Origin of the sequence: uncultured Pluralibacter sp., from assembly GCF_913775985.1 — a bacterium.
Taxonomy (GTDB): domain Bacteria; phylum Pseudomonadota; class Gammaproteobacteria; order Enterobacterales; family Enterobacteriaceae; genus Pluralibacter.
The window spans coordinates 1-10,467 of the sequence record NZ_CAJYMB010000145.1; the positions used below are offsets into that span (position 1 = coordinate 1).

Sequence of the window (10,467 nt, forward strand, 5' to 3'; positions counted from 1 at the left end):
CCGTCCAGCGCCGCCGGGCCGTTCCAGGCTTCATCGGCAGCGGTGGCCAGCGACAGGCGGCAGCCGCCGAAATCGAGGCGGCGCAAGGTAAAGTAGCGCGGATCGTCGCCCTGGGCGCGGCGGTTCAGCAACTCTTCTTCCAGCACGTTCTCGCCGATAATGCCCAAGTCCACCACGCCGTCCATCACCAGCCCGGGAATGTCGTCGTCGCGCACGCGCAGAATATCAATCGGCATATTTTCCGCCATCGCGATCAGGCGCTGAGTGTGCAGGTTAATTTTTATGCCGCAGCGGGCGAGCAGTTCGCGTGAATCATCGCTCAAACGCCCGGATTTCTGCATAGCTATGCGTAAACGGCTATTGTCTAACATTCTTTTTATCCTCGTCTTCCTGTCTGTATTACGCCCATTAAAAAAGCCCCCGGAAGAGCGATCTTCCGGGGGCTTTTCTGCGTTCATGCACCGCTGGAAGATCCAAACGTCTTCCAGCACACATCGCCTGAAAGACTAGTCAGGATGATGGTGATGATGGTGTTTTTTAAACTGAACGCTAATCATAATAAAATCTCGTTGAATGCTTATGCATTAGATGTCTTTTAACCTAAACCAGGTGTGCGGGGTAAAGCAAGGGCTTTTTTTCAACGTTAATTTATTTCATCTGCTGCGGGTATACCCTAAATAATTCGAGTTGCTTGAAGGCGGCAAGTGAGTGAATCCTCGGGAGCTTACTGAAGTAAGTGACCGGGGTGAACGAGCGCAGCCAACGCACAAGCAGCTTGAAGTATGACGGGTATAAATTGTCAGCGGCGAGCGCCTGGCGTAGCCTTACTAAAGATGAAAACGCGAGGCGGGAGAGCGGGCATGAAAAAGGTTTCAATTATCGGTTTAGGCTGGCTGGGAATGCCCCTGGCCATTGCCATGGCGGCGCGGGGCTGGCAGGTAGCGGGCAGCAAAACCACCGAGGACGGCGTGGAGGCGGCGCGGATGTGCGGTATTGACGGCTATCCGCTGCGCCTGACGCCGGTGCTGGAGAGCGACAGCGACGATCTTGAGGCGTTAATGAGCGTCGACGCGCTGGTGATAACTCTTCCGGCGCGCCGCAGCGGCCCCGGCGACGACTTCTACTTACAGGCAGTGCAGGAGATCGTCGACAGCGCGCTGGCCCACCGCGTACCGCGCATTCTCTTTACCAGCTCGACATCCGTTTACGGCGCGCAGCAGGGCCTGCTCAAAGAGAGCGCCCCGCGCGAGCCGGTAACGGCCAGTGGCCGGGTGCTGAAAGAGCTGGAAGACTGGCTGCACAATCTGCCGGGCACCTCGGTGGATATTCTGCGCCTGGCCGGGCTGGTAGGGCCGGGGCGGCACCCGGGACGCTTCTTTGCCGGCAAGACCGCGCCGGACGGGCAGCAGGGGGTAAACCTGGTGCATCTGGAAGACGTTATTTCCGCGATTATGCTGCTGCTGCAGGCGCCGAAAGGCGGGCACATCTATAACCTGTGCGCGCCGAAGCATCCGGCGAGGAACGTGTTCTACCCGCAAATGGCCCGCGAACTGGGCCTGGCGGAGCCGACGTTCAGCGACAGTGCGGAAAAAGGCCGCCTGATTGACGGCAGCCGCATTTGCGCCGAGCTGGGGTTCGAATACCAGTTCCCGGACCCGCTGGCAATGCCGATGGCCTGATGCTCGCCGGCGGCGGCAAAAAAGGACCGACAGCGGTGGCAAATACGCAAAAATCTATTAACATTTCTTTCACCGCAATCGCTCTCCAGGCCGCGCTGGCTCTGGAGTCAGTCAGTAAACCGGAGCGGATTTTGACAAAAAATGCGATTGCGGGCGGTGAACGCTTTCTGGTTGACGAATAATCAACCAGTTGGCCGAAAATGGCGCATCAAGTGGGCCGACTTGTATTGTGTTTCCTGGGGGATGGGGGCAAAATACGCGCCAGCAAAAATGAGACTAACCGACGCTGTTCAAAAGGCGCCGGTTATTTTTTTGCTACAAGACATTCATTTAAATCAAGAGGCCGGGCTTCGTACCGGATAGATACTTACTAAAAATCGACAGTTGTTGTCGCTGAGGATTAATCAAAAAATGGGGCAATTTTTTGCTTACGCGACGGCATTCGCCGGACAGGAGAATGACCATGTCGCATAACGTTACTCCAAACACCTCTCGCGTGGAATTGCGTAAAACACTTACGCTGGTTCCGGTTGTTATGATGGGCCTTGCCTATATGCAGCCGATGACGCTGTTCGATACATTCGGTATCGTTTCGGGCATGACCGATGGTCATGTGCCGACAGCCTATGCCTTCGCACTGATAGCAATCCTGTTTACCGCCCTGAGCTACGGTAAGCTGGTGAAACGCTATCCGTCTGCGGGATCTGCCTACACCTACGCCCAGAAATCCATCAGCCCGACCGTTGGCTTTATGGTGGGCTGGTCGTCGCTGCTCGACTATCTGTTCGCGCCGATGATCAACATTCTGCTGGCGAAAATCTATTTTGAAGCCCTGGTGCCGTCGATACCCTCGTGGGTGTTCGTCATTGCGCTGGTGGCCTTTATGACCGCCTTTAACCTGCGCAGCCTCAAGTCTGTTGCCAACTTCAACACTGTTATCGTGGTGCTGCAGGTGGTGCTGATTGCGGTGATTCTCGGCATGGTTATTTACGGCGTGTTCGAAGGGCAGGGCGCGGGAACGCTGGCGAGCAGCCGTCCGTTCTGGTCCGGCGATGCGCACGTTATTCCGATGATCACCGGGGCGACTATCCTGTGCTTCTCCTTTACCGGCTTTGACGGCATCAGCAACCTGTCGGAAGAGACCAAAGATGCAGAGCGCGTTATTCCGCGCGCGATTTTCCTGACCGCGCTGATTGGCGGCCTGATCTTCATCTTTGCTACCTACTTCCTGCAGCTGTACTTCCCGGATATCTCGCGCTTTAAAGATCCGGATGCCTCGCAGCCTGAAATTATGCTGTACGTGGCGGGTAAAGCGTTCCAGGTCGGCGCGCTGATCTTCTCCACCATAACCGTACTGGCCTCCGGCATGGCGGCTCACGCCGGCGTGGCGCGCCTGATGTACGTGATGGGCCGCGATGGCGTGTTCCCGAAAAGCTTCTTCGGCTACGTGCACCCGAAATGGCGCACCCCGGCGATGAATATCATCCTGGTTGGCGTGATTGCCCTGCTGGCAATCAAGTTTGACCTGGTGATGGCGACGGCGCTGATAAACTTCGGCGCGCTGGTGGCGTTTACCTTCGTCAACCTGTCCGTTATCTCGCAGTTCTGGATCCGCGAGAAGCGCAACAAAACGCTGAAGGACCACTTCCAGTTCCTGATCCTGCCGATGTGCGGTGCCATGACCGTGGGCGCGCTGTGGGTGAACCTGGAAGAGAGCTCAATGGTGCTGGGCCTGATTTGGGCCGCCGTTGGCCTCATCTATCTGGCCTGCGTAACCAAAAGCTTCCGCAACCCGGTGCCGCAGTACGAAGATATCGCCTGATTTATCAGGACAATAAAAAACCGGAGCCGCATGCGCTCCGGTTTTTTTATGCCTGAAATTTGCCTCAGACGATCTCTTGCGCGTACTGCCACAGTGCCTTAATCAGCTTCTGCTTTTCCGCATCCCCTTCGTGCTGGCCGTACAGTCCTTCAAGCTCCTGCACGTAAGCCTGCAAAAACTCCGGGGTGAACACGTTGCGGCGGTGCTGCAGCCAGCGCGCCTGTTCCGCTTCGTCCAGCGTGCCGGGGAAGTTGCGCGCCCGGTAGTTAAACAGCAGCTTCTCAATGCGCCCGTCGGCAAAGGTCAGATCCAGCGCGGGCAGGTTGCGCGGCTCGGTTTCCAGCAGGATTTTCATCGCCGCGCGGTCGGCATCGCTGAAAAAGCCGTTATACAGCTGAGTATCGACATTCTTTGACGGCGCAAACGGCTCGGCGTCCGCATAAAGCGCCACGACCTTGTCCCGCACCTGCGGGGTATCGCGCAGCAGCTTGAGGTTATCAAGGCAGCGCTGGCGGTTGATCCCCAGCCGTTCGGCGTCTTCCGGGCGCAGGGTGTTGGCCTTAGCCAGTACCGGACATTTATTGAGGTGCACCAGCTTCACCGGTACGGCGGGCAGATCCCCAAGATCGGCTTTCGGCGTGTAGAGCCGCTCGCGCAGGGCGTCGGCGTCCAGCTCCAGCAGCGGCGACATATCCCCGGCCAGATCCACCATAATGACCGCGTTTTTATTTTCCGGATGCCACGCCAGCGGCGCCATCCAGCTGGTGTTGCCGCGCCAGGCGCCGAGCATCCCGGAGATGTGCACCAGCGGCGTCATCTGCGGCACGTCAATCAGCGTCGCCAGCTTGTTCTTGCCGCGGTAGGTATACAGATAATCGAACAGCCGCGGCTGGGCAGCCTTCACCAGCTTCGCCATTGCGATAGTGGCGTACACGTCCGCCATCGCGTCGTGGGCGTTGCTGTGCTCGATGCCGTTGGCTTTGGTCAGGTGCTCCAGGCGAAAGCTGGGCAGGCCGTCGTCATTTTCCGGCCAGTTGATGCCCTCCGGGCGCAGGGCATAGCAGGCGCGCATCACGTCCAGCAGATCCCATCGCGAGTTGCGGTTCTGCCAGCTCCAGGCGTAGGGATCGTAGAAGTTGCGGTAAAAAATGTTTCGCGTCACTTCATCATCGAAGCGCACGTTGTTGTAACCCACCACGCAGGTGCCGGGCACCGTAAACAGATCGTGGATGCGGCGGGCAAACGCGGCTTCGCTATCCCCCTTGGCCAGCGCTTCCTGCGGCGTGATGCCGGTGATTAATACGGCTTCCGGCTGGGGAAGGTAGTCATCCGCCGGTTTACAGTAGAACACTTCCGGCTCGCCGATAATGTTGAAGTCGGCATCGGTGCGGATCGCCGCGAACTGCGCGGGCCTGTCGAGCTGGGGGCTGGTGCCGAAAGTTTCGTAGTCGTGAAAGAGGAATCCGGGTTGCGTCTCTTGCATGGTAAGTCTGATTTCCGTGTGCGCATCATAGCTTCATGGTAAACGATTTACCCCAAACCCAGAAGGGAAGCCGCGCAGCGGAACCGCACTAAAGGTAAAGCATGTCATATTTACTTGCAATTTAACGCTGACGTTAGGGCGCAACTCCCGTAAAAAGTACTGCGAATTCATGAACGTTGAGGATCTTCTGTTGAAAGGCCGTTTTTTCATTGCCGCTACGCTGCTCGCATCGAGTATCTCCTGCGCTTTTGCCGCAGACACTTTTTCGCCTCAGGTTGCCCCGCCCGCCATTCAGGCCGGCTCCTGGGTCCTGATGGACTACACAACCGGCCAAATTCTGACCGCCGGAAATGAACACCAGCAGCGCAATCCCGCCAGCCTGACCAAGCTGATGACCGGCTACGTGGTAGACCGCGCCATCGACAGCCATCGCATCACGCCGGACGACATGGTGACCGTTGGCCGTGATGCCTGGGCCAGAGGCAATCCGGTATTTGACGGCTCTTCCCTGATGTTTCTGAAAGCCGGTGACCGTCTGACGGTGCGCGACCTCAGCCGCGGCCTGATTGTGGACTCCGGCAACGATGCCTGCGTGGCGCTGGCGGACTACGTCGCCGGCGGCCAGCCGCAGTTCGTTAAGCTGATGAACAGCTACGTGGACAAGCTTGGCCTTAAAGATACCCATTTTGAAACGGTGCACGGCCTCGACGCGCCGGGCCAGCACAGCTCTGCCTTTGACCTCGCGGTGCTCTCCCGGGCGATTATTCACGGCGAGCCGGACTTCTATCATATGTACAGCGAGAAGAGCCTGACCTGGAACGGTATTACCCAGAACAACCGCAACGGCCTGCTGTGGGATAAAACCATGAACGTCGACGGCCTGAAAACCGGCCACACCTCCGGCGCCGGTTTTAACCTGATTGCTTCTGCGGTTGATGGCCAGCGCAGGCTGATTGCGGTGGTGATGGGCGCTGACAGTCCGAAAGGGCGCGAGGCCCAGGCGCGCAAGCTGCTGACCTGGGGCCAGCAGAATTTTGATACCGTGCAGATCCTGCACAGCGGCAAGCAGCTGGGCACGGAGCGCGTCTGGTACGGCAGCCGGGAGCAGGTGCGCCTGGGCGCCAGCCAGGACTACTGGCTCGCGCTGCCGAAGGCGGAAGTGCAAAACATCAAAGCCAAGTACGTGCTCGACGCGAAAGAGCTCGACGCGCCCATCGCCGCTAACCAGCGGGTAGGCGAGGTCGAGCTTTACGATCGCGACAAAATTGTTGCCCGCTGGCCGCTGGTGGCGCTGGACGAGGTTAAGAAGGGCGGCATGTTCTCGCGCTTCGGTGACTGGCTGCACCATACGCTGTAACCCTGTTATCCAGTTGTATTCTCCCAGGCGCAGCCGCACTCCGGCTGCGCCAACTTTTTTCCTGAACGCAGGGATACCCTCACTTTCTTCAGGACTATTCTGATGTGCGTGACGCCTGTTACCCAAAACGGGTTACAATTGTTTCTTTGATCTGGCCGGAGAGCTGGCGTGCGCGCTGATAAATCCCTGAGTCCTTTTGAAATTCGGCTATACCGCCACTACCGCATGGTTCACGGTATGCGGATAGCCCTGGCTTTTATTCTGACGTTTATGCTCGTCAGGCTGTTTGATGTCCCGGAAGGCACCTGGCCGCTGATCACTCTGGTGGTGATCATGGGGCCCATCTCATTCTGGGGCAACGTCATGCCCCGGGCGCTGGAGCGCATTGGCGGTACGATTCTCGGCTCCGCGCTGGGGCTGGTGGCGCTGAAGCTCGAGCTGATCTCGCTGCCGCTGATGCTGCTGTGGTGCGCAGCGGCGATGTTCCTCTGCGGCTGGCTGGCGCTGGGCAAAAGGCCGTATCAGGCGCTGCTCATCGGCATTACCCTGTCGGTTGTCGTCGGCGCACCGGCGGGGGATATGCATACTGCCCTGTGGCGCAGCGGCGACGTGGTCATCGGCTCGCTGCTGGCGCTGCTGTTTACCGGCATCTGGCCCCAGCGCGCTTTTCTGCACTGGCGAATCAAGATGGCGGACTACGTCACCGAGCTTAACCGCCTGTACCAGACCGCGCTGTCGCCAAATCTGCTCGAGCGCCCGCGCCTCGACCGCCGGCACCAGAAAATCCTCAACGACGTGGTGAAGATGCGGGCGCTGATTGCCCCCGCCAGCAAGGAGCTGCACATTCAAAAGTCGGTGTTTGAGGGTATCCAGACCATCAACCGTAACCTGGTATGCATTCTGGAGCTGCAGGTTAACGCCTGGTGGGCGTCGCGCAGCAGCCACTATTTGCTGCTGAACGCGCACGGCCTGCGCGACATGCAGCACGTGACCCAGCAAACGCTGCTGACCATCGCCCACGCGCTGTACGAGGGCAATCCGCAGCCGATTCTGGCAAACAACGAAAAACTGAGTGATATCGTGGCCGAGCTGCGCCAGCTGGCCAGCGACGCCAAGGATGCTAACCTTGCCGAGACGCCGATGCACGGCTACGTCTGGCTGAGCCTGGAAATGACGCGCCAGCTGGAGCTGTTATCGCGGCTGATCTGCCGGGCGCTGCGTAAATAACGTCCAGACGGTCACGGTTTACCGTCAGCTTGTTTCGATTCAGCCGATTTTAGGGTTATGATAAATCACACAGAACAGCAGTATCACAGATTGCCGCCACCCGTTATGAACTTGCTGACGCGGTCGCATTACGAATCCGAAGCTTAACAATCAGGGGTACCCAAAATGGAAACAACCAAACCTTCTTTCCAGGACGTGCTTGAATTCGTTCGTCTGTTCCGCCGCAAAAACAAGCTGCAGCGCGAAATTCAGGACGTGGAGAAAAAAATCCGCGACAACCAGAAGCGCGTGCTGCTGCTGGACAACCTGAGCGACTACATCAAGCCCGGCATGACGGTTGAAGCCATCCAGGAGATCATCGCCAGCATGAAATCCGACTATGAAGATCGCGTTGATGACTACATCATCAAGAATGCCGAGATCTCCCAGGAGCGTCGCGAAATTTCTAAAAAGCTGAAAGCGATGGGCGAACAGAAGAACGTTGACGTTAAAGGCTAATTGCCCGACGCGTGAAATAAAGGCCAGCACCCGGTGCTGGCCTTTTTGCATTCAGTCGGTTTTTTCAGAGCCAAACTGTAGCCCGGCGGTGCCGCCGGTGCTGATAAACAGATCGATAAACGCCGGTACGGTCTCCGCGCGCTTCCAGTCGCGCTGCAGCTCGCAAAACAGCTGCGCGACGCTGATCATCTTGCCGCCCGCTTGCTCAATGCGCCGCAGCGCCGCCTCGTGGGCCGCCAGCGACGTGCCGCCTACCGCGTCCACGGGTACATAGACTTCATAGCCCTCCGCCAGCGCGTCCAGCGCCGGGAAGGTCAGGCAGGCCTCGGTCCACAGCGCGGTCAGGATCAGTTTCTTGCGCCCGGTGGCTTTTACCGCCTCGCGAAACTCCACGTCTTCCCACGAGTTAATCGACGTGCGGTCGACGGTGGGATAATCTTTCAGCACTTTCTGCAGCTGCTGGATCGGCGGCTTGTTCAGGCCGGTTTGTACGTTCACCGTCGAATGAATCACCGGCAGGCCGTATACCACGGCGGCTTTGGCGCAGCCGACAATATTGTTTACCAGCAGCTGGCGGTCCATTGAGGCAATAGAGTTAACCTGTACCGGTTGATAATCAATAACAATAAAGGCGGCGTTTTCAGGGGTTAACAGACGATCGTTGACGGGATCGCGAATTTGTTCACTGGCCATAAAAGAGCTCCTCTTTGTATATAAAGATTAAATATAAGCCATGCGATAAATGCATGCTGCATAAAACGTAGCAGTCCACTACTGGAATGCAATAGCGCCGCCGGATGATGCTATGCGCCTGATGGGTTAATCTGTTGCTCAACGATATAATTAATTATAAAACATAACGTTATCGCCATGGTAAACATGTGGGTAGATTGTAATAATCCTTTTCAGTAAAAAATGTGGGAATAAAGAATCGGTATCTTATACCTATAATTGAAATTCATGCATCTGGGGTTTTTAGTTATTATTATCCTGCAGTTAATTCGCGCGCTTAATTTATTGTTTTTCTTCACCGTATCGCTATTATTAAAAAGGCGCTGTTTTCTGAACAGTACCTTAATTCACGCACTTTAATTATGTCTTTATACTTTAGATAATTCGAGTTGCAATTACGCTCTGGCGAGAGAGTCCTCCGGAGCTGTCGAAAGCCAGCCACCGGAGTGACCGAACGTAGCCCGCTACCGTGCGCTTGAAAATCACAGGTATATCGCTTTTAACCACAACACGAGGGTAAACCTATGGCCGGCTGTAACCTGAAGCACCACGAAAATCACGATCACGCACACGGTGAAAACTGCGGCCACACCGCGATTCGCCACGGTGACCACATTGATTATCTTCACGACGGTCACCTCCATCATCCACACGGCGACCACGTTGACGAGCACGTGCTGGAAGTGAGCGGCAAAAATCCCGACGGCTGCACGCCGGATCACGCCTGCGGCGGTCACGAACCGGGCCACCGCCACGGCCCCGGCTGCGGACATGAAGCCGTACCGCACGGCGACCACATCGACTATCTGGTAGACGGACACCTGCACCATCCGCACGGGGATCACTGCGACAATCACGGCCCGGTTGAGGTTGTGCAATAAAAAAGCATCGCCCGGGCGATGCTTTTCGATCAGGCTTGAGCCCGCTACGCGGGTTCACCTGACTTCATAAATAGCGCCGTCGCTGCGGAGAGCAGGCATCCCGCCGCCAGGTAAATCGCCACGGCGTGCCACTCTCCTCCTGAAAAGGTCAGCAGCGCGGCGGCAATAAACGGCGTAAAGCCGCCGCCCACCACGCTGGCGACCTGATAACCGACCCCCGCGCCGCTGTAGCGATAGCCCGCGCCGAACAGCTCGGTAAACATCGGCTGCTGCACGCACACCACCATATCGTGAGCGATATTGGCCAGCATTAGCGAAAAGACGATAACCCCGAAAACCGAGCGGGCCTCCAGCGCCATAAAAAACGGAAAGGCGCTGAGCGCGCCGAGCAGGGCGCCGGTAATGTAGATGCGCCGCCGCCCGAACCTGTCCGCCATCCAGGCAAACAGCGGGATGGTCAGACAGCTGATGCCGCCCACCAGCAGGCCGATGTTCAGGAACAGCTCCCGCGGCATGCCGAGATTTTGGGTGGAGTAGTTGAGGGCGAAGGCGGTGACGATATACATGGTCAGTAGCTCGCACAGGCGCAGGGCGATGATTTTCAGGAATGCCCCCGGGTGGCGCGCCAGCGCTTCCATAATCGGCAGTTTTTTCCTGACCGCCGCGGGCTGCTCTGCCTGCGCCTCGTTAAACTCCGCAGACTCCTCCATGCCGCTGCGGATCCACAGCGCTGCCAGCACCAGCACGACGCTGAACAGGAACGGCAGCCGCCAGCCCCAGCTGAGGAA

13 protein-coding genes and 1 other annotated feature are annotated in these 10,467 nt (G+C 57.5%); of the genes, 8 read left to right on the forward strand and 5 right to left on the reverse strand.

Annotated elements, in window-relative coordinates; translation table 11 throughout:
• Together hisG and hisL are read right to left on the reverse strand one after the other, a co-directional pair.
• Positions 1–371, reverse strand: a 371-nt coding sequence (gene hisG, locus QZ766_RS17380) for an ATP phosphoribosyltransferase (RefSeq protein ID WP_297204169.1), incomplete at its 3' end; no start/stop codon positions are given.
• A 37-nt stretch (positions 372–408) separates the two neighbouring features.
• Positions 409–531, reverse strand: a sequence feature (His leader region).
• Complete coding sequence (gene hisL, locus QZ766_RS17385) at positions 507–557, reverse strand: his operon leader peptide (protein ID WP_297204189.1); 51 nt, start codon at positions 555–557, stop codon at positions 507–509. Its footprint overlaps the feature before it by 25 nt.
• Before the next feature lie 303 nt (positions 558–860).
• Here hisL and QZ766_RS17390 point away from each other — a divergent pair, with 303 nt between their 5' ends.
• From QZ766_RS17390 to plaP, 4 genes are all read left to right on the forward strand, one after another.
• Entirely contained in the window at positions 861–1,679 is an 819-nt protein-coding gene (locus QZ766_RS17390; RefSeq protein ID WP_297204170.1) for an SDR family oxidoreductase, read from the forward strand.
• Positions 1,679–1,861 carry a hypothetical protein gene (locus QZ766_RS17395; RefSeq protein WP_297204172.1) on the forward strand — a complete coding sequence of 61 codons (183 nt, stop codon included), beginning with the start codon at positions 1,679–1,681 and terminating at the stop codon, positions 1,859–1,861. Before QZ766_RS17390 ends, QZ766_RS17395 begins: the two co-directional genes overlap by 1 nt.
• Before the next feature lie 229 nt (positions 1,862–2,090).
• Positions 2,091–2,153: a membrane protein YoeI gene (gene yoeI, locus QZ766_RS23110; RefSeq protein ID WP_366509440.1), complete on the forward strand. Its 63-nt coding sequence runs from the start codon at positions 2,091–2,093 to the stop codon at positions 2,151–2,153.
• Positions 2,143–3,501 (forward strand): putrescine/proton symporter PlaP, encoded by a 1,359-nt coding sequence (gene plaP / locus QZ766_RS17400; protein WP_297204174.1) that lies wholly within the window; start codon positions 2,143–2,145, stop codon positions 3,499–3,501. The genes yoeI and plaP overlap by 11 nt, the downstream gene beginning before the upstream one ends.
• A 64-nt stretch (positions 3,502–3,565) precedes the next feature.
• On the opposite strand, the gene sbcB is transcribed toward plaP, so the two are convergent.
• A complete protein-coding gene (gene sbcB, locus QZ766_RS17405) occupies positions 3,566–4,984 on the reverse strand; it encodes an exodeoxyribonuclease I (protein WP_297204176.1) in 1,419 nt (472 codons plus the stop codon).
• 190 nt (positions 4,985–5,174) lie between these two features.
• Here sbcB and dacD point away from each other — a divergent pair, with 190 nt between their 5' ends.
• From dacD to QZ766_RS17420, 3 genes are all read left to right on the forward strand, one after another.
• Positions 5,175–6,341: a serine-type D-Ala-D-Ala carboxypeptidase DacD gene (gene dacD / locus QZ766_RS17410; protein WP_297204178.1), complete on the forward strand. Its 1,167-nt coding sequence runs from the start codon at positions 5,175–5,177 to the stop codon at positions 6,339–6,341.
• A 168-nt stretch (positions 6,342–6,509) separates the two neighbouring features.
• On the forward strand, positions 6,510–7,568 hold the full coding sequence (locus QZ766_RS17415) for an FUSC family protein (RefSeq protein ID WP_297204180.1): 1,059 nt from the start codon (positions 6,510–6,512) through the stop codon (positions 7,566–7,568).
• A 165-nt stretch (positions 7,569–7,733) separates the two neighbouring features.
• Complete coding sequence (locus QZ766_RS17420; protein ID WP_297204182.1) at positions 7,734–8,066, forward strand: DUF496 family protein; 333 nt, start codon at positions 7,734–7,736, stop codon at positions 8,064–8,066.
• A 51-nt stretch (positions 8,067–8,117) separates the two neighbouring features.
• Here QZ766_RS17420 and QZ766_RS17425 read toward each other — a convergent pair whose 3' ends face one another.
• Positions 8,118–8,759, reverse strand: a complete 642-nt coding sequence (locus tag QZ766_RS17425) for a hydrolase (protein WP_297204184.1) — start codon at positions 8,757–8,759, stop codon at positions 8,118–8,120.
• Between the two features lie 563 nt (positions 8,760–9,322).
• Between QZ766_RS17425 and QZ766_RS17430 the strand changes: the two genes are divergently transcribed.
• On the forward strand, positions 9,323–9,679 hold the full coding sequence (locus tag QZ766_RS17430; RefSeq protein WP_297204186.1) for a hypothetical protein: 357 nt from the start codon (positions 9,323–9,325) through the stop codon (positions 9,677–9,679).
• 44 nt (positions 9,680–9,723) lie between these two features.
• Here the strand turns inward: QZ766_RS17430 and QZ766_RS17435 are convergent.
• Positions 9,724–10,467 (reverse strand): MFS transporter (locus tag QZ766_RS17435; protein WP_297204187.1); only part of this gene is annotated, 744 nt, incomplete at its 5' end.